Origin of the sequence: Novosphingobium sp., assembly GCF_030696665.1 — a bacterium.
Taxonomy (GTDB): Bacteria; Pseudomonadota; Alphaproteobacteria; order Sphingomonadales; family Sphingomonadaceae; genus Novosphingobium.
Genome location: NZ_JAUYRV010000046.1, coordinates 543,417 through 567,466, shown reverse-complemented (window position 1 = coordinate 567,466; position 24,050 = coordinate 543,417). Strand labels below are relative to the sequence as shown.

Sequence of the window (24,050 nt, the reverse complement as noted above, 5' to 3'; positions counted from 1 at the left end):
ACCGGTTGGGGATATTGTCAGCGCTCGGCGTTCAGAACCTGAATGCCAAACCCGCGCTCAGCACCCACGGATCAAGCGAGTGCTTGGTGGTGAGCACTTCGGCATTGCCCGCAAAGAAGTGCGCAGTGGTGTCCATGAAATACTTCTTGGCGTCGAGGCTCAGGCCCATGCCTTTGTCGTTCAGCGGAATATCTACGCCAGCCTGAAGTGCGAAGCCGAGTTCGTTAGACATCTTGACCTTGGTCACACCCAGCGGGGTAACACTTGCGCCGGGCTTTTCGCCAAAGATCATGAACAACGACGGACCTGCGCCGATATAGGGCTTGATCCCGCCTTCCAGCGGCAGGTGATACTTCAGGGTCAGCGTGGCGGGCAGGATCATCACGTGATCAACGATATTGGTGGCAGGTGCCAGCGTGCCGGTCCCGCTTACGCCATGCGTGGTGAAGCAGCAGATCGTCTCGACCGAAACGTTTGGCGTTGCGAAGTATTCGACTGCCAGCGTCGGCACATAGTTGTCGTTCGCCTTGGTGTTTGCACCCACAGTCAGGCCGAGCGGATCGTTCTTCACTTCCACGATCTTGCCATCGGGCAACACGGCAGTGCCAAGCACCTTGACCTGCAACTTACCATCTGACGAACCCGCAATCGCCTGTGCCGGAGCCAGCAACGCAACAGCGGCGGCGATAGCGGGGATGGCGGCGGTGATCAGCTTCTTCATTGCTCTTGTCCTGCACCACGGCTGGCCAACCCCTCGTTGGCCCAAGGTCGTTCCGTGGCTTGGGCAGCCTGATGCACCGCAGCGAATCAACCGACATTGACAGAGCGCAAAAATCAAAAATCGCCGGTGGCGGTCAAAGTAACTGCGCAGCCGTCCGATAATTGACCGGTGTCAATGTTCCTTCCCTGTTGTGGGTGCAGCGCGGCATCAACATCACTCATGGAAGGAAGGCTCCATGGTTACCGCACTATCGCGCTCAAGCCTCTGGCTTGTGTCGCTCCTTATCGCCGTGGTCGCCTGCGCTGCAGCTGTCGACACGGGTTTCGCAATCCACATGCTTATCGTGGCGCTCGCCTGCATCATCGGGCTGATCGTCACGTTGCGCGGGGTGGATCTGTCGAAAGCCATCCTTGCCCCCGATCAGGGCCGCTATGACGATGATCCGATCCGCTGGGGCGTGATCGCGACGGTCTTCTGGGGCATGGCCGGGTTTCTGGCTGGCCTGTTCATCGCCTTGCAGCTTGCGCTGCCGGTGCTGAATTTGGGCTTTGAATGGACCGCGTTCGGCCGGGTGCGCCCATTGCACACTTCTGCTGTCATCTTCGCTTTTGGAGGCAACGCGCTGATCGCCACGTCGTTCTACGTCGTGCAGCGTACTTGCCGGGCGAGGCTGGCCTTCCCCGGCCTCGCCCGTTTCGTGTTCTGGGGCTACCAGCTGTTCATCGTGCTGGCCGCTACCGGCTATCTGCTGGGCATTACGCAGGGCAAGGAATATGCCGAGCCTGAATGGTACGTCGACCTGTGGTTGACGGTCGTCTGGGTCGCCTATCTGGCGGTATTCGTCGGCACGCTGGTGAAGCGCAAAGAGCCGCACATCTATGTGGCCAACTGGTTCTACCTGTCGTTCATCATCACTGTTGCGATGCTCCACATCGTCAACAACCTGAACTGGCCGGTCAGCTTCGTTGGCAGCCGCAGCTACCCCATCTTCGCAGGGGTGCAGGGCGCGTTGGTGCAGTGGTGGTATGGCCACAACGCCGTCGGTTTCTTCCTGACGGCTGGCTTCCTGGCGATGATGTACTACTTCGTGCCCAAGCAGGCCGAACGTCCGGTATTCTCCTATCGCCTGTCGATCATCCACTTCTGGGCGCTGATCTTCCTCTACATCTGGGCGGGTCCGCACCACCTTCACTACACCGCGCTGCCCGATTGGGCGCAAACGCTGGGCATGGTGTTCTCGGTCATGCTGTGGATGCCGAGCTGGGGCGGCATGATCAACGGTCTGATGACGCTGAACGGCGCATGGGACAAGGTCCGCACCGATCCGATCATCCGCATGATGGTGATGGCGCTGGCCTTCTACGGCATGAGCACGTTCGAAGGCCCGATGATGTCGATCAAGTCGGTCAACAGCCTGTCGCACTATACCGACTGGACGATTGGCCACGTGCACTCTGGCGCTCTGGGCTGGAACGGAATGATCACCTTCGCGTCGATCTACTACCTCGTCCCGCGCCTGTGGAACCAGCCACGCCTCTACAGCCTGCGCATGGTCAACTGGCACTTCTGGCTCGCGACCGTAGGCATCGTTTTTTACGCCGCCTCAATGTGGGTGGCGGGCATCACCCAAGGCCTGATGTGGCGCGAATATGGCGCTGACGGGTATCTGGTGAACAGCTTCGTCGAAACCGTCGCTGCGCTGAAGCCGATGTTCTTCCTGCGCGCCTTCGGTGGGTTGCTCTACCTGGCTGGTGCTGTGGTGATGACCGTCAACGTATGGCGCACCATCCTTGGTCACAGCCGAGTGGAAGCTCCGATGCGCGATGCGCCCTATGATCCCGAAAAGGACCGCCCCGTCGTCGCTGCCGCTCCGGCCGCAGCCTGATCCCGACGCCAAGGCAAGGAAACTCCGATGACCACCATCGTCGAAAAACACAAGAAACTGGAGCGCAACGTCACGTTCCTCGGGCTGGCCGCCTTTGCGGCGGTCACCGTGGGGGGCATCGTTGAAATCGCCCCGCTGTTCTGGATCGACAACACGATCGAGAAGGTGGATGGCATGCGCCCCTACACCCCGCTCGAACAGGCCGGGCGCGACATCTATGTCCGCGAAGGCTGCTACACCTGCCACAGCCAGATGATCCGCCCCTTCCGGGACGAGGTCGAACGCTATGGCCACTACAGCCTCGCCGCGGAATCGATGTACGACCATCCGTTCCAGTGGGGGTCGAAGCGTACCGGGCCGGATCTTGCTCGCGTCGGCAATCGCTATTCGGATGAATGGCACGTCCAGCATCTGAAAGACCCGCGCGCCGTAGTGCCGGAATCGATCATGCCGACATACGCCCACCTTGCCGAGCATGACCTCGACATGGGCGACATGACCGCGACACTGCGCACGCTCTACCAGATCGGCGTCCCCTATTCGCAGGACGACATTGCCAAAGCCAACGACGACCTGAAGACTCAGGCCGATCCGAACGCTGACGCAGCCGACCTGCAGAAGCGCTATCCCAAGGCGCAGGCGCGTGATTTTGACGGCGATCCCAAGCGCCTGACCGAGATGGACGCGCTCGTCGCCTATCTCCAGATGATGGGCACGCTCGTTGATGTGAACGCCCCTGCCGCGCAGGAAGCCCTTGCCAAGGAGAAGGGCCGATGAGCGCGCACTCCACTTACGACATGCTGCGGCACCTCGCCGACAGCTGGGGCCTCCTGCTGATGACGGCGATCTTCGTGGGCTTGAGCGCGTGGCCATTCCGGCCCGGCGCGAAGTCACTCAACCGCGAAGCTGCCACTTCGATCTTCAAGGATGAGAACGATGGCTAATCCCAAAATTGACGACGCAACCGGCGTCGAAACCGTCGGCCACGAGTGGGACGGCATTGAGGAACTCAACAATCCGCTGCCGCGCTGGTGGCTATGGAGTTTCTATGCCTGCATCGTCTTCTCGATTGGCTATTGCGTGGCGTATCCGGCATGGCCGCTGATCGACAAGGCCACCGCAGGCACGCTCGGCTGGACCAGCCGAGGCCAGCTTGATGGTGAGATGAAGGCGGAAACCGCCCGCCGGGCAAGCCTCATAGCCGAACTCGGCAAAGCCTCGATCGAACAGATCGCTGCCGACCCCAAGCTGCGCCGCGCCGCGATTGATGGTGGCCGCGCCGCGTTCAAGGTCAACTGCATCCAGTGCCACGGCAATGGTGCCGCAGGCAGCGCAGGCTACCCGAACCTCAACGACGATGACTGGCTGTGGGGCGGCGATGTCTCGGCAATCCACCAGACGCTCGTCAACGGCATCCGCCAGCCCGGCGATGATGCCACCCGCATCAGCCAGATGCCCTCATTCGGTCGCGACGGTATCCTCAATGCCGCGCAAGTGCAGGACGTGGTCAGCCACGTGCGCGTGCTGGCAGGCGAGGAGAAGCCGAGTGCATCGGCCCAGCGCGGCGCGCAGCTCTACACCGACAACTGCACCGTGTGTCATGGCGCTGCGGGCGAGGGTAATCGCACTGTCGGTGCGCCGGGCCTCAACGATGCGATCTGGCTCTATGGCGGCACCCGTGCGGCGCTCACGCAGTCCATCACCAACGCGCGCTACGGCGTGATGCCATCGTGGGGCAACCGCCTCGATCCGGTCACGGTGAAGATGCTTGCCACTTACGTCCATTCGCTGGGCGGCGGTGAGGAAGCCCCCGCTCCAGCACCTGAAGAGGCTGCAGCAGCTCCCGCTGCAGCCACCAAGTAAACCCATCAAGGACACACGGTCATGACTGCGCACGATCCCAAACTCAGCGCGGACCATTCCAACGAGATCGGCCTCTACGCAAAGCGCAAGTCGGTTTTCCCAAAGGCCATCGATGGAGCGTTCCGGCGCTTCAAGTGGCTGGTCATGGCCGTGTGCCTCCTCATCTACTGGGGCACGCCGTGGATCCGCTGGGATCGCGGCCCTTATGCCCCCGATCAGGCAGTGCTGATCGATCTGGGCAACCGCCGCTTCTTCATGTTCAACATCGAAATCTGGCCGCACGAGTTCTACTTCGTGGCCGGATTGCTGATCATGGCAGGCATCGGCCTGTTCCTTGTCACCTCGGCCGTGGGCCGTGCATGGTGCGGCTATGCTTGCCCGCAGACGGTGTGGACCGACCTGTTCCAGCATGTTGACCGGCTGGTGGACGGTGACCGTAACGCGCAGCTTCGCCTGCAGAAAGCTCCGTGGACCGCCAGCAAGATCGCCAAGCGCACACTAAAGTGGGGCCTATACCTCACGATCAGCTTCCTCACCGGCGGCGCTTGGATCTTCTACTTCGCCGATGCACCCACGCTGCAGTACGAATTCTGGACAGGGACCGCCGCGTCGGTCGCCTATGCCACCACGTTCGTGCTGACGATGACAACACTGATCTTCGGCGGGTTCATGCGTGAACAGGTGTGCGTTTACATGTGCCCGTGGCCGCGCATCCAGACCGCCATGCTCGATGAAAAGAGCCTCGTCGTCACCTACAAGGACTGGCGTGGCGAACCGCGCGGCTCGGTCAAGTCCGCGATCAAGGCCGCGACCCCGCTGGGCGATTGCATCGACTGCATGCAATGCGTCGCGGTGTGCCCCACCGGCATCGATATCCGCGAAGGCGCGCAGATCGGCTGCATCACCTGCGCGCTGTGCATCGACGCCTGCGACAAGGCGATGGCCGACGTAGGCCGCCCACGCGGGCTGATCGATTACTGCACGCTCGACGATGCCGAAAAGGAAAAGCGCGGGGAAGAGCCGACGCCGCTGCTCAAAACGATCTTCCGCCCGCGCACGCTGGTCTATCTCGGCGTGTGGAGCGGTATCGGCCTTGCCCTGCTGTTCATGCTCGGCCAGCGCGCCCGGCTGGACCTCTCGGTCGCCAAGGACCGCAATCCTGAATATGTGATGCTATCCGATGGGCAAATCCGCAACGCCTACACGCTGAAGCTGCGCAACATGGAAGCGCGCCCGCGCACCTTCAACGTCGCGCTTGATGGCCTTGATGGCGGCGCGATGTTCACCGACGAGATGGACGCCGCCGCAGCAAAGCGTGTGCTGACCATCGAAGTGCCGCCTGACACCACCAAGGCAGTGCGCGTCTATGCCGTGCTGCCGCGCGGCGCAAAACCTGCCGACTTCGCCTTCGTCCTTAAGGCGACAGACAAAGATGGCGGCACGGATCGCGGCGGAACCACGTTCACGACAGCAGAAGGAAATGGCCAATGACCCGTCCGTTCACGGGCCGCAAGATGGCGGTAATCCTCGTCTCGTTTTTTGCCGTTGTGGTCGCCGTTAATGTCCTGATGGCGCGCCTTGCAAGTTCCACCTTTGGCGGTGTGGTGGTCGACAATTCCTATGTTGCCAGCCAGCAGTTCAACGGCTGGCTCAAGGAGGCGAAATCCGACCAGTCGCTCGGCTGGAAAGGCCAGATCGCGCGCCATGCGGACAACCTCGCCGTCATCACCCTAACCGACAGCGCGGGCAAACCGATCGCGTCGGCCAAGGTAACCGCCGTTGCCGAACACCCGCTCGGTCAACGCCCCACCACCGCGCTTGTCCTCCATGAGACCGCCTCCGGCGTGTACAGCGCTCATTTGGAACCGGGCCGCTGGAGGCTGAACGTCATGGTCGACGCCGATGGCCAGATCTGGCGCACGGTGGGCGAAGTGCAATGACCGCGCCAGTCCGGAATCTCGCCGTCCCCGACGACACCGTTCATACCGTTCTTGCCGTGCCCGGCATGCATTGCGCTGGCTGCATGGGCAAGGTTGAGCGTGCCCTCAGAGCTGTTGAAGGCGTCGCCAGCGCCCGCACCAACCTCACTGCGCGCACTGTCGAGGTGGTACACTCCCCGCATGTCGAAACACCGACGCTCGTTGCCGCACTCGCTGCCACCGGCTTCGACGCTCAACCGCGCGAGATCGAGGCAGAACCGGTTTCGGCCGTCAAACCGCTGCTCGCCCCGCTTGGCGTCGCTGCCTTCGCCTGCATGAACGTCATGCTGATGTCGGTCAGCGTCTGGTCCGGCGCAGATGGCACCACGCGGTCATTGTTCCACTGGGTCTCGGCTCTGATTGGCGTGCCTGCCATCGTCTATGCAGGCCGCCCGTTCTTTGCCTCGGCTTGGAAAGTTTTGCGCCACGGCAAGACCAACATGGATGTGCCCATTTCCATCGGCGTCACCATTGCCACCGGCCTGTCGTTCTACGAAACGCTGACCGGCGGAGCCGAGGCATGGTTCGATGGCGTGCTCATGCTGCTGATGTTCCTGCTCGCAGGCCGCGTGCTGGATGCGATGATGCGCGATCGCGCGCGTTCGGGCGTCGATGCCTTGCTGCGGCAGGTCGCCACTGGCACGATGGTTGTCGCTGTCGATGGCGAAACGCGCTGGCTCGATACAAAAGCGCTGCAACCCGGCATGCTGATGCGCGTTGCCGCCGGTGAGCGCCTTGCCGCCGATGGTGAAGTGCTGCGCGGCCAGACCCGGTTCGACCAATCGCTCCTCACCGGAGAAAGTGCGCCAGTGCTGGCAGGGCCGGGAACGCTCGTCCATGCGGGCACGCTCAACATTGATGCGCCGGTGGACGTTCGCGTAAGCGCTATCGGACAAGACACCGCGCTGTCCGAAATCGCCCGCCTGATGGAAGCGGCAGGCCAGTCTCGCTCGAAGTACGTGCGCATCGCGGATCGTGCGGCGCGCCTCTATGCGCCCGCCGTCCACACTTTGGCCGCGCTGACTTTTGCTGGGTGGATGATCGCCGGGGCGGGGTGGTATCAGTCCCTGGTCATCGCCATTGCGGTACTCATCATCACGTGCCCCTGCGCACTCGGCCTTGCGGTGCCGGTCGCGCAAGTTGTCGCTGCAGGCGCGCTCCTGAAAATGGGCGTGCTGGTTAAAGACGGTTCGGCGCTGGAGCGCATGGCCGAAATCGACCGCATCCTGATCGACAAGACCGGCACGCTTACGCTGGGCAGGCCAGTTCCCGATGAAGCCGCACTCGGCGCGCTTTCGCCGTTTCAGGCCTCGGTAGCATTGGCGCTCGCCAGCCACAGTCGCCATCCGCTATCGCTTGGCCTCGTCCAGGCGTTGGGTGCGCGCGGGGTCCATGCTGCCATGCTCGAAGACGTGGCCGAGGAAGCAGGGCAGGGCGTCACCGGGCGCTGGAATGGCCTTGCTGTCGCGCTTGGCCGCCCGGCATCGGCCCAGGGCATGGCCACAGCATTGCGCATTCAGGGCGATCCCGTTCGTATCATTGCCTTTGCAGACCGTTTGCGCCCCGATGCCGAAGCGGCACTTTTGCGGCTGGCTGCGCTTGGCGTCGAAGCGTCGATCCTGTCCGGAGACTCGCTCGCGGCGGTTGCCGCAGTTTCGCGCGCTACCGGTCTTACCGGACAGGCTGCAGCGTCGCCGGCGGAAAAGCAGGAAGCGATCGTGCGCCTGCAAAACGCCGGACGCAAGGTGATGATGGCAGGCGACGGGCTGAACGATGGCCCCGCGCTTGCCACCGCCCATGCCTCCATCGCACCGGGTTCGGCCAGCGATGTCGGGCGGCAGGCGGCGGATATGGTGTTTACAGCGGAATCGTTGCTCGCCATCCCCCGCGCCATCCGCGTCTCGCGCAAGACCATGCGCGTCGTGCGCCAGAACTTCGTCCTCGCCATCGGCTACAACCTGCTGGCTGTGCCGCTGGCGATTCTCGGCCATGTCACCCCGCTGTTCGCAGCGGTCGCCATGTCTACCAGCTCGCTGATCGTGGTGGCCAATTCGCTGCGCCTTGCCGGAGAAGCCAAATGAACGGCGTGGCCTTCATGCTGCCCATCGCGCTCGGCATGGGCCTGTTCGGGCTGGCCTCGTTCTTCTGGGCGCTGAAGCGCGGCCAGTTCAGCGATCTGGATGGAGCAGCTGCACGCATCCTGATCGAAGACGAGGACACGCCATGAGCCGCGCCTTGCGCCTTCTTGCGCCGCTCGCCGTCCTGCAGATGGCGGCCCCCGGCCCGGCCAGCGCAGCCTACATCATGGTCGCATCGTGCGGGGGTAGCGGCAACATTGTGCCCGTGCGTGTTCCCGGCAAGGATGATGGCAGCCAAAACCTGCCGTGCTGCAAGGTTTGTCATATCTCAATGCGCAAGCGCCTGACTGCCGATAGCTGTTGCGGAAACAGCGATGAAGGCGAGGACGATACCGATGGCGGCTGATACGACGACCGGACCCGAAGTCCTTGGGCAGTGGACCTACTGGCCAGAACTGCTCGAAACGCCGGTGCCGCGCTACACCAGCTATCCCACAGCCGTGGAATTCGTCGAGGAGAGCTTCGAGGAGCGTCAGACGCAAGCCTTGCAAAGCTTGCGCGGCACCGTTTCGCTCTATCTCCATATCCCCTACTGCAAGGAAATATGCTGGTATTGTGGCTGCAATACCGGCGCGGCGAACAAGACCCAGCGCCTCGCAGCCTATCTTGAGGCCTTGCATCACGAGATTGCACTGGTCGCACGCCACCTTCATCCTTCGGTCAAGGTTTCACGCATTGCCTTTGGCGGTGGTAGTCCCAACGCGATCAAGCCCACCGATTTCGTTCGGCTGGTCGATAGCCTTACGGTCCATTTTCGCCTGCAAGACCCGGTTCTGTCGATCGAACTCGATCCCCGCACGCTGGCGGCTGACTGGTTCAGGGCGATACGCGGCATAGGCGTGATCAAGGCCAGCCTTGGTGTGCAAACGCTTGATCCGCGTGTGCAAGCGGCCATCGGTCGCGTCCAGCCGCGCGAGATGATTGAACGCGCCACCGATGGCCTGCGCAAGGCTGGCGTGAATTCGATCAATTTCGATCTGATGTATGGACTGCCGTTTCAGACCGACGAGATCCTCGCCGAAACGCTGGAGCAGACGGTCGGCATGGGTGCAGACCGCATTGCACTGTTCGGCTATGCCCACGTGCCGCACATGATCCCGCGCCAGCAGCGCATCGATGCCAGCGAACTCCCCGATCAGCGCGCCCGCTTCCGCATGGCCGCCGAAGGCTACGTGCGGCTGACCGATGCAGGCTATCAGCCCGTCGGCTTCGATCACTTCGCCCTTGCGGGTGACGATCTGGCCATCGCCGCCCGCACCGGCACGCTGCGGCGCAACTTTCAGGGCTTTACCGACGATCAGGCACCCGCGCTCATCGGCCTCGGCGCGTCCTCGATCAGCGCGTTTCCCGACCTGTTCGTCCAGACTGAAAAGAACGCTGGCCGCTATCGCATGCTCATCGGCGCTGACCAGCTCGCCGGGCGCAAAGGCGTGGTCCGCACTGCTGACGACCGCAGGCGGGGCGAGGTTATCACCGATCTGCTGTGCCGGGGCAGGGCAGTGGTCCCAGCAGACCTCATCGCGATCAATCGTGACCGGCTTGAATCGTTCATCGCGCGCGGCCTTGCGCGGCTTGATGGCGCAGTTCTAACGCTCGAACCGGGCACTGAACCCTACGCCCGCTCCATCGCCGCCGTGTTCGATGCTTACCGGTCAGGCGCTCGCCAGTTCAGCTCGGCGGTGTGATCGCGCCCTAAGAATAGCTATGCACCCGGCGTTAGCAGGTGCACAATATGTCTGACTCGCGTTAAGCCCGCAGCCACAAAGGATTGCGCGCCATTGCGCGAGGGAGACGCCATGAAGCCTATCGAAACCATCATGCGCACCGCGCCGGTCATTCCGGTACTGGTTATCGACAATGTCGATCATGCGCTCCCCATCGCCCGCGCGCTGGTCAAAGGCGGCCTTCGCGTCCTCGAAGTCACGCTGCGCACCCCAGCGGCGCTCGATGTGATCCACGCGATGAAGGCGGTTGAAGGCGCGATTGTCGGCGCGGGAACCGTCACCAATCCTGACGAGCTGAAGGCCGCAATCGATGCGGGCGCGGAATTCATCGTCTCGCCCGGCCTCACCGAAAACCTCGGCAAAGCCGCCGTCGCTTCGGGTATCCCGTTCCTGCCCGGCACGGCCAGCGCGGGTGATATCATGCGCGGGCTGGACCTTGGCCTTACCCACTTCAAGTTCTTCCCTGCCTCCACTTCGGGCGGACTTCCTGCATTAAAGGCGTTGGCGGCACCGTTCCACCAGTGCAAATTCTGTCCCACGGGTGGCATTACCACCGCCACGGCGCCGGAATGGCTGGGCTTCGATCCGGTCCTGTGCGTGGGTGGCAGCTGGGTTGTGGGCAAGGGCATGCCTGATGAAGCAGCGATTGAGGCCGCCGCGCGCGAAGCCTTTTCGCTAGGGAAGTAAAGCAATCAGGGGAATACAGCGGATATGAAGACGGTCGCCAAGCTCAAGGCCAGGTTGCAGAAACTCCATGAGCGGACGGCCGAAACGCCGCTGTTCAATCCCGTCTTTCAACTCAGCCACGATCTTTCGCGCCTGCTCGAAGGCGGCGACCTGTCGCTGAACGACATGGACAGCCTTGTCGCCGAACTGGAATGCGAAGCGCTGCAAAGCCGCGCCGCGCGCCTGAAGCGCCTGATCGCGCCCACCTCGGCGACTGAAAATCTTGACCGGATTGCCGCGCTCAACCCCGAAGAAGCGGGCTTTTCCGAATTCCGCAAGCGCTGGGAAAAGCCACTCCTCCACGCAGTCTTCACAGCGCACCCCACATTCCTGCTCAGCCCCGCGCAGTCCGATGCCGTCGCCACCGCCGCGCTCACGGACGATCCGCAAACCACTACCGTCTGCACCGTTCCCCACGAAGGGCCGAAGATCACGCTGGAATTCGAACACGTTGAAGTGTGCAACGCGATCCAGCGTGCCGCCAACGCGCGTGACCGGATCAATGCCACGCTGTTAAGCCATGCGCGCCAGCGCTGGCCGGGCCGCTGGCTCGATTTCCGCCCGCTGCCATTCCGCTTCGCCACGTGGGTCGGCTATGACATGGATGGCCGCACCGACATCGGCTGGACCACATCCATCGCGTTCCGCCTGCGCGAAAAGGCGCTGCGCCTTGGCAGCTACGCCGCCAGCCTGCGCGCGATCGACGAGACGCACGCCTTGCTGGAAACGCTCGACGGGGCGCAGGCCCACGCCGCGGAAATGGCCGAACTGTTCTCGTCCGACCTGGGCGACAGCGAAGCGCTGACCGCAGCCGCCAACCGCCTCTCGGCTGACGATCCCGCCAAACTCCTCAGCCTAACGCCCGTGGCCGAAGCGCTTGAAGCCGAAGCGAAAAAGGCTGACGAGGACAAGGCTGTTCCGCTCGCCACACTCGCTGCCGCCATGCGCGCAGACGGCCTTGGCATTGGGTGGATACACTTCCGCGTCAATTCCTCGCAGCTTCTCAACGCCTTGCGTCGCCGTATAGATCCTGAAGGCACGCTCGATCTCGGCAGCAAAAGCGCGCTGTCACGCCTGCGCGAACTGCTCGCCGAAGTGAAGCCGTTGCGCGTCAATTTCGGCGCGCTGGCCATCGAAACCAGCACCGCCATGCGCCAGTTCCTGGTGATGGCCAAGATGCTCCAGCACATCGATGCCGATGCCCCGATCCGCATGCTGATCGCCGAATGCGAACAGCCGCAGACCGTGCTGGCCGCACTCTATTTCGCCAAGCTGTTCGGCATCGAAGGCAAAGTCGATGTCTCGCCCCTGTTCGAAACCGAAACCGCGCTGGAACACGGCGGCCGCTTCCTCGAAGCGCTGCTCTCTGAAGAATCCTACCGCAGCTACGCCCGCGTGCGCGGTCGCGTCTCGATCCAGACCGGCTTTTCCGATGCCGGCCGTTTCATGGGGCAGATCCCAGCCGCGCTCGCCATCGAACGCCTGCAGGGGCGCCTTGCCGAGGCAATGAAGAACAACGGCCTGACCGATGTGGCCGCGCTGATCTTCGATACTCACGGCGAATCGATGGGCCGTGGCGCCCACCCCTCAGGCTTTGCCGACCGCCTGACTTGGCCGCTCTCGGGATGGGCGCGCCGCCGCTTTGCCAAGGCGGGCGTCACTATCGAACCTGAAGCCAGCTTTCAGGGTGGCGATGGCTACCTGTTCTTCCGCAACGATGAACTCGCGCTCGCCACGCTCACCCGCATTGCTGAAGCCGAAGCCGGTGACCTCGATCTCACCGTCAAAGACCCGTTCTATGATCGCACCGACCTCAGTCTCGATTTCTACCGCTCGATCCGCCGCGTTCAGCGCGAACACCTTGAAAGCTCAACCTATTCCCGCGCGCTGACCGCCTTTGGTCTCGGCCTGCTGAAATCCACTGGCAGCCGCGTATCGCGCCGCCAGTCCGATATCGGCGCGGACCGCACGATGAGCTTGCGCCAGATCCGCGCGATTCCGCACAACGCCATCCTCCAGCAGATCGGCTATCCGGTAAATGTGATCGCGGGCGCGGGCACGGCTGCGGGTGAGGAGATGGAATCGGTCGCAGAATTGCTCGGCCGGTCCGAACGCGGCAACCAACTTGTGCGCCTGCTCCGCGCCGCCAACGGCCTCGCCTCGGTGAAAACCGTCGCCGCCCACGGCGAACTGTTCAACTCCGCCTACTGGGCCAGCCGCCCCTATCGCGGCACTGAAACCGCGCTGGAATCGGCATGCCTTGCGCTCGCCGAATATCTGACCAAGGACGACCGGGCAGGGGTCTTCCGCCGCCTGACCTCCCGCCTGCGCGTGGACTGGATGAAGCTCCACCGCCTGCTCTCACTGGTTCCCGGCCACAAAGCGGGCCGCGATCCTGCGCAGGATTCAGACCGACGCAACATCGGCCTTCTCCAATCGGTGCGTCTCGCCTTGCTGATGCATATGTTCATTCGCGCGGTGCAGGTGCCACCCTTCGCCCGCTCGAACGATGTCAGCCGCGACGATGTGCTGGAGATGGTCTTGTCCCTGCGCGTGGATGATGCGCTGGCGCAGCTCCGTCGCGCCTACCCGGTGATCGAACCTGAAATCACCGATTTCCCGGTGGACGAGGAAACCGATTACCCCGATCATCGCGGCGAAGACTACGGTGTGATCCGCGCCCGCTTCATCGATCCCATCGAACGCGCCCACGCGCTTAACATCCGCGTAGCGGTCGCCATCGCCAACTACTTCGGCGCACACGGGTAAGGCAGGAAAGCCTACCCCCGACCCCCGCCGCTTGGGGGAAGGGGGAACAGAACACCGCAACTCCCCTCCCGCAGGCGGGTGGGGCTGGGGGTGGGCTTCTACGCCCACGCGCCACAATCACCCCACAAACGTCCGCCCATGCTTTACGCGCGCCTTGGTGGCGCTGAACACCGCGCCAGCCGAGAGCCTGCTGCCGCGCACCACCAGCATCACCTTGTCGCCTGTTTCCAGCGTCATATCCTCGCCCGGATGCTGGATCGATTGGCCGTTCGCGCGGTCGATCTGCACCACGAAGAACGCGCCGTTGCCACGCCGTTCGGCCTCACCAACGCTCTCGCCAGTCAGCGCGTTCTCCGGCAAGATCTCGACCATTTCGATATCCAGCCCGAAGTCGTGCAGGTTCCGCCGCACCGCGCCGATGTCCTCCAGTTCGCCCGTCGCAGGGTAAAGGATCATCTCCATGATCCGCTCCGCGCCGATGTGCGTGGGCATCACCACCTTGTCGGCACCGGCATGGAACAGCTTGTTCTCGGTCGTCGGCGCCTCCCCGCGCGCAATGATCTCTATGGCCGGGTTCAGATTTCGGGCCGATAGCGTGATGAACACGTTGGCGGCATCATCGGGCAGCACTGTCGCCAGTACCTTGGCCCGCGCAATCCCGGCGGCTTTCAGCGTTTCCTCGTGCGTTGCTTCGCCCACCATGCACAGGAAGCCGTGGGATTTGGCATCCTCGGCCTTGGTATGATCGCGTTCCAGGATAAGGAACGGGCGCTTGGCTTCGGTCATGGCCTTGGCCAGTTGCACGCCGATCCGGCCATAACCGCAGATGATCACGTGGCCGTCCAGCTTTTCGATTTCGGTTGTCATACGGTCCAGCCCCAGCAGGCGTCGGAATTGAAAGAGGGTGAAAACCTGCACCAGCGCGCCGGTCAGCACGATCATGCCGGTGCAGCCCAGCATGATCGTCGCGCTCGTCCACCAGCGCAGAAAGGTTGTGTCGACTGGCCGAATTTCGCCATAGCCAACCGAAAAGATCGTCAGCAGCACCATGTAGGCCGCATCGCCCATTGGCCAGCCTGCAAACACGAAGCCGCAGATTGATACCACGAACACCGCCATCACGAAGATCAGCGTGCCGGTCAGCAGCCGCAGCGGCGAACCCAAAACCGAGTTCGCCCCCTGCGTCAGCGCAGATGCGTCGCCATCCCGTTCCATCAAGACCCCTTCGGCATGCACCCTAGGAAGGTGAGGGGGCGCTTGTCCAGATGAGGACGAAGTCCTTTATCCGATCAGCGCCGTCACCGCCCACACCACGCCTACCAGCAGGAACACCCCCGCCACGTCCAGCGCAAACCCGGCCTTCACCATCGCCCGCATCGAACAGTGCCCGGTTGCCCAGGCCAGCGCGTTCGGCCCGGTCCCGGCGGGCAACATGAAGCCCCATGTTGCGGCAAAGGCGGCGGGCAGGGCCAGCAGGATCGGGTCTGCGCCCAGCGCACCCACCAGCGCTGCCACCACCGGCATGATCCCGCTGGCCGCTGCAATATTGCTGGCAAATTCGGTCACGATAATCACGAACGCTACCAGCACCAGCGCCACAATCGGCAGCGGCACATGGGCAAGCGGGAGCAGCATTTCGCCCATCCACTTGGTCAGCCCGCTTTCGGTCATGCCCATCGCCATCGCCAGCCCCCCGCCGAACATCAGCACCACATCCCACGGCGCACGGTTGGCTTCGGGCCAGGTCAGCATCGGCCGCCCCGTGCCATCGGGCAGGACGAACAGCACCAGCCCCGCGATCGCCGCCACAGTGCCATCGGTAAAGCCGCCTTCGGGGAACCAGCCTTCGATCACCGGCTGAAACACCCATGCGATGAAGGCTAGCACCACGACCGGCACCAGTCTGCGCTCGGCCACGCTCCACTGCGTTGCCTGTGCAATCGCGGCCCGCGCCGCCGCCGGATCGAAGCTGTCGGTGTGCAGGCTCTGCACCCGCGCGATGATCCACCCGGCCAACGGCACCGCCAGCAGCGCGATCGGCACACCATAAAGTGCCCACTGCAGGAACGTAACGCGCGTCCCCAGCGCTGTCTCGATCAGGCCTGCAGCAATTGCATTGGTCGGCGTGCCGATCAGCGTGGCGAGGCCTCCGATGGACGCGGCAAAGGCAATCCCCATCGGCAAAGCGCCCGCCATGCCCCGTGTTTCGCCCTCCTGCACGCCGCCTGCGCGCAGCATGGCAATGGCCATCGGCATCATGATAAGCGCGGTCGATGTGTTTGAAATAAAGCTCGAAAGCACCGCCGTGGCGACCATCACGCCCATCAGCAATTGCCCCGGCTTTGCACCCGCCAGTCCCATGATGAACAGCGCCAGCCGCCGGTGAAGGCCGGTGCGTTCAATCGCCAGCGCGAGAAACGCCCCACCCACAAACAGGAACATGATGGGCGAGTAATAGGCACTGGCGGTCTTGTTGGCGTTGGCCACGCCGGTCAACGGCAGGATCAGAAACGGAAGGAGCGCGGTGGCCGAAAGCGGCAAAGCCTCGGTCATCCACCACGCTGCCATCCACCAGACCAAGCCCGCCGCGCTCCACCCGGCATCGGGCATCCCGGCAGGCGCGGCAATCAACTGCGTTACTGCAAAGCCAAGCGGCCCCGCCCAAAGCCCAATTCTGCGCGCATCCAATGCCAACAGCCCGTTCCCCCAACCTCAAGGCAGGGCCTAGCAGAGCCTAAGCAAGGCTGGCAAATTCTGACGCCCACGCTTTACCCCGTTCGTGCCAATGGGCAGGCTTCAGAAAACCGGTTCATACCCCGGAGGCAGCTCATCACCCGGCTTGGCCGCACCATCAGCGCCATCGGTGGGCGAATGGATGCCGCACTCGGTCTTGTCCCAGCCCTTCCAGCGGCCGGAACGCGGGTCTTCTCCGTCAGCAACCTTGCTGGTGCAGGGCGCGCAGCCAATCGACGGATAGCCCTGAGCCACCAGCGGGTGCGCCGGAAGACCATGCTCGGCAAAGTAGGCCTCAAGCATAGCCTTATCCCACGACGCCAGCGGGTTGATCTTCAACCGTCCTTGCGCGTCAGAATGGTCGATCTCGAAACGCGGCAGGCCCGAACGGGTCTTGGACTGGAAGCCCTTGCGGCCCGTCAGCGATGCGTCAAAGTGCAGCAGCGCCTTGGCCAGCGGCTCCACCTTGCGGATTTCGCAGCAGCCATCCGGGTCCCATGACCAGCGCAGGCCATTCTCGTCCTTCTTGGCAATCGCCTCTGCATCAGGTTCGATGATCAGGAGATTGGTCATCCCCAGAAACCCGATCAGTTCATCGCGATAGGCCACGGTCTCGGGAAAATGCTTGCCCGTTTCAAGGAACAGCACCGGCACCGAAGGATCGACTTCGGCAATAAGGTGAAGCAGGACAGCACTTTCCGCGCCAAAGCTCGAAACCACCGCAAGATCGCCCGCCAGCCCGTCACGGATCACCGAACGCAGCATTTCCTGCGTGTCGCTGCCCCGGAACAGGTTGTTCAGGCGAATGGCGTCCGTTTCGACAAAGCGCGGGCGCGTGTCGATCAGGTCGATCTTGCGATTGGCAACCATAGAACTCGGCGTCCTGTCCATGCTTCAATCCTTCTCCCGCCCTCAGGCGGGGTGGCGCTTCGCCCAGATTGCCGGGCGGCCATCAACGGTCTTCTGGTAAACGTCAGGCCATGTCGCAAAAGCCTTTTCGGCGGCTTCCGAACTGATCGCCTGATCCGGCGCAAAGCTGTCAAACCCGCAGCGGCGCATGTGGCTCAGCTGGTCCAACAGCACATCGCCCACCGCGCGCAATTCGCCCGCATAGCCATGCTCGCGCAGAATACGCGCCGCCGAATAGCCGCGCCCGTCGGTATAGGCCGGGAAGTTGACTTCCACGAGCGCGATACGGTCCAGATGCGGCAGCAGCGCGCGCGCATCGTCGCCCGGCTCGATCCGCACGGCGGTGGCGTTGCTCTGGTCGGCAAAGGCATCCACCGTCACTGCCGGATCGCTCACCGGCTCATCGCTGCGATAGCGCAAGTTCTGCTCAACCATTGACTGGCTCCTTGGCATAGATCGCCTCCTTGAACGGGGCCATGCCGATACGGCGGTACGTGTCCACAAAGCGCTCACCCTCGGCACGCTGGGCAAGGTAAACGTCGGTCGCCTTTTCCACCGCATCCACGATCCCGTCTTCGTTGAAGCCGGGGCCGGTGATCGTGCCAAGCGAGGTATCAGCACCTTCGCATCCGCCGAGCAGGAGTTGGTAGTTCTCCACGCCCTTCCGGTCCACGCCAAGGATGCCGATGTGGCCCGCGTGGTGATGACCGCAGGCGTTGATGCAGCCCGAGATCTTCAGCTTCAGCTCGCCCAGTTCGCGCTGGCGGCCAAGGTCGGCAAAGCGGTTCGAAATCTTCTGTGCCACCGGGATCGAGCGGGCATTGGCCAGCGCGCAATAGTCCAGCCCCGGACAGGCGATGATATCGCCGATCAGGTCAAGGTTTGCAGCGGCAAGGCCAGCTTCGTCCAGCTTCTGCCACAGACCGTAAAGGTCGGCCTTCTTCACATGCGGCAACACGATGTTCTGGGCGTGCGTCACGCGCAGTTCGTCGAACGAATGAGCCAACGCCAGATCGGCCATCAGGCGGATCTGGTCAGCCGTCGCATCGCCCGGAATGCCACCGGTCGGCTTCAGGCTGATGTTGACGATGGCATAGCCCGGCTGCTTGTGGGCATGAACGTTCTGGTCCACCCACAGCGCGAAGTCGGGATCGGACAGGTCCAGTTCGTCCGAAGCGCCAGCCGCAAAGCCCGGCTGCTCGAAGAAGCCCTTGATCCGCTCCAGTTCTGCCGCAGGCGGCTCAAGCCCCAGCGTCAGAATATGCGCGAACTCTTCTTCCACCTGACGGCGATATTCGTCCGCACCGATCTCGTGGACGAGGATCTTGATGCGCGCCTTGTACTTGTTGTCGCGGCGGCCATAGCGGTTGTAAACGCGCAGACACGCCTCGGCATAAGACACCATCTGCAATGGCGAAACGAAATCGCCGATCACCGGCGCGATCATCGGCGTGCGGCCCATGCCACCCCCGACGTAGAACCGGCAGCCGATCTCGCCCGCGTCGTTCTTCACCAGCTGGATGCCGATGTCGTGCAGCTTCATCGCCGCACGGTCAGTCTCGCTGCCGATAATCGCGATCTTGAACTTGCGCGGCAGGTAGTCGAACTCCGGGTGGAAGGTTGACCACTGGCGCAGCAGCTCTGCATAAGGACGCGGATCAACCAGCTCATCCGCTGCAGCGCCCGCAAACTGGTCGGACGTGGTGTTGCGGATGCAGTTGCCGCTGGTCTGGATCGCGTGCATCTCCACCGATGCGAGATCGGCCAGAATATCCGGTGCGTCTTCCAGCTTGATCCAGTTGTACTGGATGTTCTGGCGCGTGGTGAAGTGGCCGTACCCACGGTCATACTTGTCCGCGATGTCGCCCAGCATCCGCATCTGGCGGCTGTTCAACGTGCCATAGGGCACTGCCACACGCAGCATGTAGGCGTGCAATTGCAGGTACAGGCCGTTCTTAAGCCGCAGCGGCTTGAACTGGTCCTCGGTGATGTCCCCTGCCAGGCGGCGCTCCACCTGATCGCGGAATTCGGCCACGCGGGCATCGACCATCGATTGGTCATAGCTGTCGTACTGATACATCTCAGATCACCCAGTTCCCTGCCGCAGGATCGGCAGGCTTGAGGGAAAGGTCGAGCCGCACCGTGGGGCCAAGCGCCCGGATGCGGTCCTTGATATGCGCCGGGCGCACGCCATCGTCGGTCACGGTCGCTTCGATCACTTGCGTGTCGGTGACGATCTGCTTGGCGTTCTCGCGCGCGATGATCGCCTCGGCATGTTCGCCTGCTTCCACGGCATCGTTGACATGGCGCGACCAGCCTTCGCCGGTCCACCAGATCACGTCTCCGGTGCGCAGATCACTTCCGGTGATGATCTTCACTTTACGGCCTCCAAAACCTGCTTCAATTCCATCATGTCTCCCCGGCCTGCCACATCGCCAATCACGATAAGGGCAGGGCTCTTGACCTTGTTTCCAGCCACCAGCGGGCCAAGCCCAGCCAGTGCCCCGCGCAGCACGCGCATCTGCGGCCGCGCCGCGTTTTCGATCACCGCCACCGGCATGTCGGGCGCAAGCCCGTCTGCCATCAGCTTTTCGGCAATCGCCTCTGCTGTGGCGACGCCCATATAGATCACCAGTGTCCTGCCAACCCCGGCAAGGCCCGCCCAGTTCTGTTCGGTCAATCCCTTGCACTGCCCGGCCACGAACGTAACGATGCTGGCGGCATCACGGTGGGTAAGGGGGATCATGGCCGAAGCCGCCGCCCCCATCGCCGCGCTGATCCCCGGCACAACCTGCACCGGCACGCCCGCTGCAAAGCAGTCCTCGGCCTCTTCGCCGCCGCGCCCGAACACGAACGGATCGCCGCCTTTCAGCCGCACCACGTCATTCCCGGCCAAAGCCTCGCGCACCAGCAGGGCGTTGATCTCTTCCTGCTTCATCGTGTGGCGCGACCGCTGCTTGGCCACCGAAATCATCCGGCAGTCCTTGGGCGCCATCGCCAGAATCGAAGGATCGACCAGCCCATCGTGCACCAGCACGCGCGCATTCATCACCAGCCGCGCCGCGCGCAGCGTCATCAGGTCCGCGTCGCCCGGCCCAGCGCCCACCAGAAACACGGTTCCGATTCTTGAAGAAGAATTGCTCATGACGGGGCAGATGGGCGCGGGCCGCGCAACCTGCCAGCGAGAAACCTTTGCCCCCCGCCTAGATCAGCTTTAGCCACCCAAGCATCGACCACCCCACTCACCGTCATCCTGGGCTTGACCCGGGATCCCGCTTCTTCACTCAAAGCACGGCGTGGCCGCATAGCGGGACCGCGGGTCAAGCCCGGGGTGGCGAGCATGGAGCCTATGCCTCGGGCGCGTGACCCGGCTTGCCCATCGCTTCGGCCAGCGCCCGCAAACCCTCGCTATCCTTCAGGTTCACGTCCTGTTGCGGAAAAGGGATCTGCACACCATGCTCCCCAAACAAGCGCCACACGCGCCACAGCACATCTGACCGCACATTGCCCACGCCGCCTTCGGGATCGTCAATCCACACCACCATCGTCATGTCGATGCTGCTCGGCCCGAACCCGCTGAGCAGCACACCGGGCGAGGGGAAGGGCAGCACGCGCGGCGTGGAGGTGATCGCCTCCAGCAACAGCTTCTCCACCTGATCCAGGTCACTGCCATAGGCCACGCCGATGGGAATATTGATCGCCACCTCGCGTGAGGAATAGGACCAGTTCTCCACCTGCTGCGTCATCAGGTTTTCGTTCGGAATGAGATACTCACGGTTGTCGCGGGTGGTGACGGACACCGCGCGTATGCCGATCTTCTTCACCTCGCCAAACGAATTGCCCTTGCCATCGTTCACGGCAATCACGTCGCCGGGCTTGATGGATCGGTCCATCAGCAGAATGATCCCGGCGATCAGATTGCCGAACGTTTTCTGCAGACCAAACCCGATGGCAAGGCCGAATGCGCCCGAAAACACCGTCAGCGCCGTCAGACTGATGCCCAGCACATCGATGCCGACAAGGAACGACACGCCCCACACCACAATTGTGGCGATCTTCTCGCCCAGCAATTGCTGCGTGCGGTCCAGACTGTCGATCCGGCGGAATGTGCGCCGCGCCAGCTTGCCGATCAGATGGGCAGACATGAACACCAGCACCATCACGATCAGGATGCGCAGCGCTCCCCAGACCGAGATATGGTAGGTTCCCATATCGAAGCCGATCTCGTTCAGCACGCGGATCACGTCCGCCACCCGGCTGCGAAAATCGCTCAAGATTGCCCCCCCAAGATCGCCTTGCCCGGCGCCGCCCAGGCGGCCAAACCACGCTCAAGATCGGCGATCAAATCCGCCGTATCTTCCAACCCGATAGAAAGCCGCACGCCAAAGCAATCCGCAGGTTCCATCCCCGGCAAAGGCCACGAACTCGCCGTGCGAATGCTGGCGGGATCAACCGGCGTGGCAAGGCTTTCAAACCCGCCCCACGAATAACCGATGCCAAACAGCGAAAGCGCATCGATCAAGGTATCGCGCGCCGCACTCGTCCCGCCTTTCAGCACAAAGCTGAACAACCCGCACCCGCCAGAAAAATCGCGCGCCCACAGATCATGCCCCGGCGATCCCGCCAGCATCGGGCACAGCACCCGCGCCACCTCGGCCCGCCCGGAAAGCCACTGTGCAATCGCCAATGCCGAAGCCGTCTCCGCCTCCAGCCGCAGCTTCATCGTCCGCAATCCCCGCAGCATCAGCGAAGCATCATCGGGCGAAACCACATTGCCCAACCCCTGCGCCCGCACGCGCAGCTTGCCATACCACTCAGGCCCAGCAGAGGCAGACCCCATCATGCAGTCCGAATGGCCGGAAACATGCTTGGTCAGGCTCATCACGCTGATGTCCACGCCATGCGCCAACGCGGCAAAGCCCAGTGCAGAGGCCCAGGTATTGTCCAGCACAGACACAATCCCGCGCGCCTTGGCCGCCGCCGCCAGCGCCGGAACATCCTGCACTTCCATCGTCAAACTGCCGGGGCTTTCCAGCAAAACGCACCGCGTCCGCTCACAACAGGCCGCTTCGAACGCGGCCAGATCGGTAGGATCGAACCACCGCGTCTCCACCCCAAAATCCCGCAACAACCCGCGCCCCATCGCCCGGCTCGGCTCATAGGCATTGTCGGTCATCAACAGCACATCGCCCGGCCGCAACACGGTGAGCAACACCCCCGCAATCGCCGCCACCCCGGACGGATAAAGCACCGTCCCAGCCGCCCCCGGCTCCACCTGTGTCAGCGCCTCAGCCAAAGCCCACTGCGTAGGCCCTCCACGCCGCCCGTAGTAGAAGTTCCCATCCTCATTGGCCGGAGCGCTGCGCAGCGCCGCCATATCGGGATAGAGATGCGTGGAAGCCCGCCAAACCGCCGGATTGACCACCGCGCCGGGATGCTCCGGCGTCCCCGTCCACCCCGCACGCCGCCCCGCCAACACCCCGCGCGTTGCGGGGCCAAGGGCGTCAAAATCATCAGAACTGCTCATTGTCTGGGCGATAGCAGAGGGAAGGGGCGGGAGTCATGGGGTTAGGTGACGGATTAAACTCCCTCGCGATCAGATGTGAGAGAAAGCTATTCGCTCTCAGCAAAGGTGTCCAAATCCAAGTTTTTGAGGCGCATACGCACGCCATTTAGAAGCCGGACTTCCCTTTCAATCTCCAGAATCCGAGATCCAATGAACTTTGCAATCGGTGGCGCTACTGCGTTGCCAATGAATCTCCCTCTGCGACCGTCCATCCCTCTGGGAACCCCATCAGTTTCTCGCACTCGTTCCAAGTCAAGTTTCTGGCCACAGACAATGGGGCGATCGGTGTGGCCGCCTTGATGGCGTCCAGTTTGGGCACGTAACGTGGGGCTAAAGCTTGCTGCTTTGGTATACCCGAAGCCGCCGCGACGTTGAACCAGAAGCGGATCGTCTGAAAGAGAGCTTTCCGAAAGTTCTGATCCAGCTTTCCTCCCCGACCAGCGCGCCGCTCGCGTCGGATAATCCCTAAGCAATTCGCTGCTGTCAGTATAGAACTTGTAGGAAAGTTCGGACTTATAACTTCCGATAAGGAATACTCTTTCTCGATTTTGGGGAATGCCGACGCTGAGAAGGTTGCACGAGAACCATATCCCCAAATACCCGATCTCTTCGAGCTCGTCGATAACCCGTTCAAAGTCACGGCCGTTGTCTGCGCTGAGGAGCCCGGACACATTTTCAAGGACAATCCAGCGAGGTTTTTTGATTGCAGCAAGTTCCGCAAACTTGAAGAAAAGGCCGCTTCTTCTTCCGTCAAGACCTTCACGCTTAGAGTTTGCATGGCTAAGATCTTGGCATGGCCATCCGGCGCTCCAGAGTTCGGCATTTGGGATTTCCTCCGGCACAAGGCTATTAATATCTCCATGAAGCGGTACTGTCGGCCAGTGCCGCTTCAAGACTTTTTGACAATACTCGTCTATCTCGCAATGGAATGCAGGTGAGAGTCCGGCCTGTTGAAAACCAAGATCGAACCCTCCAACGCCAGCAAAAAAGGATGCAAACCGCATGAGTCCTCCATATGTGTGGATAAAACATATAGC

At 62.6% G+C, this 24,050-nt stretch carries 23 protein-coding genes; 12 read left to right on the top strand and 11 right to left on the bottom strand.

Features of this window, described 5'->3' with window-relative positions:
- Positions 1 to 31 precede the first annotated feature (31 nt).
- The gene (locus Q8R81_RS15510) at positions 32 to 721 is read right to left on the bottom strand and encodes an OmpW family protein (protein WP_305619381.1); all 690 of its coding nucleotides are present in this window, start codon (positions 719 to 721) and stop codon (positions 32 to 34) included.
- 235 nt (positions 722 to 956) lie between these two features.
- Here Q8R81_RS15510 and ccoN point away from each other — a divergent pair, with 235 nt between their 5' ends.
- From ccoN to Q8R81_RS15450, 12 genes are all read left to right on the top strand, one after another.
- Positions 957 to 2,606: a cytochrome-c oxidase, cbb3-type subunit I gene (gene ccoN / locus Q8R81_RS15505; RefSeq protein WP_305619379.1), complete on the top strand. Its 1,650-nt coding sequence runs from the start codon at positions 957 to 959 to the stop codon at positions 2,604 to 2,606.
- Positions 2,607 to 2,633: 27 nt separating this feature from the next.
- Positions 2,634 to 3,383, top strand: coding sequence for a cytochrome-c oxidase, cbb3-type subunit II (gene ccoO, locus Q8R81_RS15500; RefSeq protein ID WP_305619376.1), 750 nt, complete (start codon positions 2,634 to 2,636; stop codon positions 3,381 to 3,383).
- Positions 3,380 to 3,550 (top strand): cbb3-type cytochrome c oxidase subunit 3, encoded by a 171-nt coding sequence (locus Q8R81_RS15495; protein WP_305619374.1) that lies wholly within the window; start codon positions 3,380 to 3,382, stop codon positions 3,548 to 3,550. Before ccoO ends, Q8R81_RS15495 begins: the two co-directional genes overlap by 4 nt.
- Positions 3,543 to 4,469 (top strand): cytochrome-c oxidase, cbb3-type subunit III, encoded by a 927-nt coding sequence (gene ccoP / locus Q8R81_RS15490; protein ID WP_305619372.1) that lies wholly within the window; start codon positions 3,543 to 3,545, stop codon positions 4,467 to 4,469. Before Q8R81_RS15495 ends, ccoP begins: the two co-directional genes overlap by 8 nt.
- Positions 4,470 to 4,490: 21 nt before the next feature.
- Positions 4,491 to 5,960 (top strand): cytochrome c oxidase accessory protein CcoG, encoded by a 1,470-nt coding sequence (gene ccoG, locus Q8R81_RS15485; protein ID WP_305619370.1) that lies wholly within the window; start codon positions 4,491 to 4,493, stop codon positions 5,958 to 5,960.
- Entirely contained in the window at positions 5,957 to 6,409 is a 453-nt protein-coding gene (locus Q8R81_RS15480) for a FixH family protein (RefSeq protein ID WP_305619368.1), read from the top strand. The genes ccoG and Q8R81_RS15480 overlap by 4 nt, the downstream gene beginning before the upstream one ends.
- A complete protein-coding gene (locus Q8R81_RS15475; protein ID WP_305619366.1) occupies positions 6,406 to 8,529 on the top strand; it encodes a heavy metal translocating P-type ATPase in 2,124 nt (707 codons plus the stop codon). Before Q8R81_RS15480 ends, Q8R81_RS15475 begins: the two co-directional genes overlap by 4 nt.
- Positions 8,526 to 8,675, top strand: a complete 150-nt coding sequence (gene ccoS / locus Q8R81_RS15470; protein WP_305619364.1) for a cbb3-type cytochrome oxidase assembly protein CcoS — start codon at positions 8,526 to 8,528, stop codon at positions 8,673 to 8,675. Before Q8R81_RS15475 ends, ccoS begins: the two co-directional genes overlap by 4 nt.
- Positions 8,672 to 8,932: a hypothetical protein gene (locus Q8R81_RS15465; RefSeq protein ID WP_305619363.1), complete on the top strand. Its 261-nt coding sequence runs from the start codon at positions 8,672 to 8,674 to the stop codon at positions 8,930 to 8,932. The genes ccoS and Q8R81_RS15465 overlap by 4 nt, the downstream gene beginning before the upstream one ends.
- On the top strand, positions 8,922 to 10,271 hold the full coding sequence (gene hemN / locus Q8R81_RS15460) for an oxygen-independent coproporphyrinogen III oxidase (protein ID WP_305619361.1): 1,350 nt from the start codon (positions 8,922 to 8,924) through the stop codon (positions 10,269 to 10,271). Before Q8R81_RS15465 ends, hemN begins: the two co-directional genes overlap by 11 nt.
- 111 nt (positions 10,272 to 10,382) lie before the next feature.
- Positions 10,383 to 10,997, top strand: coding sequence for a bifunctional 4-hydroxy-2-oxoglutarate aldolase/2-dehydro-3-deoxy-phosphogluconate aldolase (gene eda, locus Q8R81_RS15455; RefSeq protein WP_305619359.1), 615 nt, complete (start codon positions 10,383 to 10,385; stop codon positions 10,995 to 10,997).
- Positions 10,998 to 11,021: 24 nt separating this feature from the next.
- On the top strand, positions 11,022 to 13,805 hold the full coding sequence (locus Q8R81_RS15450) for a phosphoenolpyruvate carboxylase (RefSeq protein WP_305619357.1): 2,784 nt from the start codon (positions 11,022 to 11,024) through the stop codon (positions 13,803 to 13,805).
- A gap of 117 nt (positions 13,806 to 13,922) precedes the next feature.
- On the opposite strand, the gene Q8R81_RS15445 is transcribed toward Q8R81_RS15450, so the two are convergent.
- The 10 genes from Q8R81_RS15445 to Q8R81_RS15400 all read right to left on the bottom strand — a co-directional run bounded on the left by Q8R81_RS15445 (position 13,923) and on the right by Q8R81_RS15400 (position 24,017).
- On the bottom strand, positions 13,923 to 15,020 hold the full coding sequence (locus Q8R81_RS15445; RefSeq protein ID WP_305619355.1) for a TrkA family potassium uptake protein: 1,098 nt from the start codon (positions 15,018 to 15,020) through the stop codon (positions 13,923 to 13,925).
- 66 nt (positions 15,021 to 15,086) lie between these two features.
- Positions 15,087 to 16,493 (bottom strand): DASS family sodium-coupled anion symporter, encoded by a 1,407-nt coding sequence (locus Q8R81_RS15440; RefSeq protein WP_305619428.1) that lies wholly within the window; start codon positions 16,491 to 16,493, stop codon positions 15,087 to 15,089.
- A 108-nt stretch (positions 16,494 to 16,601) separates the two neighbouring features.
- The gene (locus Q8R81_RS15435) at positions 16,602 to 17,429 is read right to left on the bottom strand and encodes a phosphoadenylyl-sulfate reductase (protein WP_305619354.1); all 828 of its coding nucleotides are present in this window, start codon (positions 17,427 to 17,429) and stop codon (positions 16,602 to 16,604) included.
- Positions 17,430 to 17,450: 21 nt separating this feature from the next.
- A complete protein-coding gene (locus Q8R81_RS15430) occupies positions 17,451 to 17,882 on the bottom strand; it encodes a DUF934 domain-containing protein (RefSeq protein ID WP_305619352.1) in 432 nt (143 codons plus the stop codon).
- Positions 17,875 to 19,527, bottom strand: coding sequence for a nitrite/sulfite reductase (locus tag Q8R81_RS15425; RefSeq protein WP_305619351.1), 1,653 nt, complete (start codon positions 19,525 to 19,527; stop codon positions 17,875 to 17,877). The genes Q8R81_RS15430 and Q8R81_RS15425 overlap by 8 nt, the downstream gene beginning before the upstream one ends.
- A gap of 1 nt (position 19,528) precedes the next feature.
- Positions 19,529 to 19,825: a DUF2849 domain-containing protein gene (locus Q8R81_RS15420; protein ID WP_305619349.1), complete on the bottom strand. Its 297-nt coding sequence runs from the start codon at positions 19,823 to 19,825 to the stop codon at positions 19,529 to 19,531.
- On the bottom strand, positions 19,822 to 20,592 hold the full coding sequence (cobA, locus tag Q8R81_RS15415) for a uroporphyrinogen-III C-methyltransferase (protein ID WP_305619347.1): 771 nt from the start codon (positions 20,590 to 20,592) through the stop codon (positions 19,822 to 19,824). Before cobA ends, Q8R81_RS15420 begins: the two co-directional genes overlap by 4 nt.
- A gap of 202 nt (positions 20,593 to 20,794) precedes the next feature.
- Positions 20,795 to 21,721: a mechanosensitive ion channel family protein gene (locus tag Q8R81_RS15410; protein ID WP_371135383.1), complete on the bottom strand. Its 927-nt coding sequence runs from the start codon at positions 21,719 to 21,721 to the stop codon at positions 20,795 to 20,797.
- Complete coding sequence (gene metC, locus Q8R81_RS15405; protein WP_305619346.1) at positions 21,718 to 22,974, bottom strand: cystathionine beta-lyase; 1,257 nt, start codon at positions 22,972 to 22,974, stop codon at positions 21,718 to 21,720. The genes Q8R81_RS15410 and metC overlap by 4 nt, the downstream gene beginning before the upstream one ends.
- 86 nt (positions 22,975 to 23,060) lie before the next feature.
- Entirely contained in the window at positions 23,061 to 24,017 is a 957-nt protein-coding gene (locus Q8R81_RS15400) for a DNA cytosine methyltransferase (protein ID WP_305619345.1), read from the bottom strand.
- Positions 24,018 to 24,050 lie beyond the last annotated feature (33 nt).

Bases quoted from the DNA above. Each gene is read 5' to 3' on its own strand.
- Q8R81_RS15475 (WP_305619366.1), top strand. From the start codon at position 6,406: ATGACCGCGCCAGTCCGGAATCTCGCCGTCCCCGACGACACCGTTCAT.
- eda (WP_305619359.1), top strand. From the start codon at position 10,383: ATGAAGCCTATCGAAACCATCATGCGCACCGCGCCGGTCATTCCGGTA.
- Q8R81_RS15510 (WP_305619381.1), bottom strand. From the start codon at position 721: ATGAAGAAGCTGATCACCGCCGCCATCCCCGCTATCGCCGCCGCTGTT.
- cobA (WP_305619347.1), bottom strand. From the start codon at position 20,592: ATGAGCAATTCTTCTTCAAGAATCGGAACCGTGTTTCTGGTGGGCGCT.
- Q8R81_RS15450 (WP_305619357.1), top strand. From the start codon at position 11,022: ATGAAGACGGTCGCCAAGCTCAAGGCCAGGTTGCAGAAACTCCATGAG.
- Q8R81_RS15495 (WP_305619374.1), top strand. From the start codon at position 3,380: ATGAGCGCGCACTCCACTTACGACATGCTGCGGCACCTCGCCGACAGC.
- ccoN (WP_305619379.1), top strand. From the start codon at position 957: ATGGTTACCGCACTATCGCGCTCAAGCCTCTGGCTTGTGTCGCTCCTT.
- Q8R81_RS15445 (WP_305619355.1), bottom strand. From the start codon at position 15,020: ATGGAACGGGATGGCGACGCATCTGCGCTGACGCAGGGGGCGAACTCG.
- ccoO (WP_305619376.1), top strand. From the start codon at position 2,634: ATGACCACCATCGTCGAAAAACACAAGAAACTGGAGCGCAACGTCACG.
- Q8R81_RS15400 (WP_305619345.1), bottom strand. From the start codon at position 24,017: ATGCGGTTTGCATCCTTTTTTGCTGGCGTTGGAGGGTTCGATCTTGGT.
- Q8R81_RS15425 (WP_305619351.1), bottom strand. From the start codon at position 19,527: ATGTATCAGTACGACAGCTATGACCAATCGATGGTCGATGCCCGCGTG.
- ccoG (WP_305619370.1), top strand. From the start codon at position 4,491: ATGACTGCGCACGATCCCAAACTCAGCGCGGACCATTCCAACGAGATC.
- ccoS (WP_305619364.1), top strand. From the start codon at position 8,526: ATGAACGGCGTGGCCTTCATGCTGCCCATCGCGCTCGGCATGGGCCTG.
- hemN (WP_305619361.1), top strand. From the start codon at position 8,922: ATGGCGGCTGATACGACGACCGGACCCGAAGTCCTTGGGCAGTGGACC.
- metC (WP_305619346.1), bottom strand. From the start codon at position 22,974: ATGAGCAGTTCTGATGATTTTGACGCCCTTGGCCCCGCAACGCGCGGG.
- Q8R81_RS15465 (WP_305619363.1), top strand. From the start codon at position 8,672: ATGAGCCGCGCCTTGCGCCTTCTTGCGCCGCTCGCCGTCCTGCAGATG.
- Q8R81_RS15435 (WP_305619354.1), bottom strand. From the start codon at position 17,429: ATGGACAGGACGCCGAGTTCTATGGTTGCCAATCGCAAGATCGACCTG.
- Q8R81_RS15430 (WP_305619352.1), bottom strand. From the start codon at position 17,882: ATGGTTGAGCAGAACTTGCGCTATCGCAGCGATGAGCCGGTGAGCGAT.
- Q8R81_RS15480 (WP_305619368.1), top strand. From the start codon at position 5,957: ATGACCCGTCCGTTCACGGGCCGCAAGATGGCGGTAATCCTCGTCTCG.
- ccoP (WP_305619372.1), top strand. From the start codon at position 3,543: ATGGCTAATCCCAAAATTGACGACGCAACCGGCGTCGAAACCGTCGGC.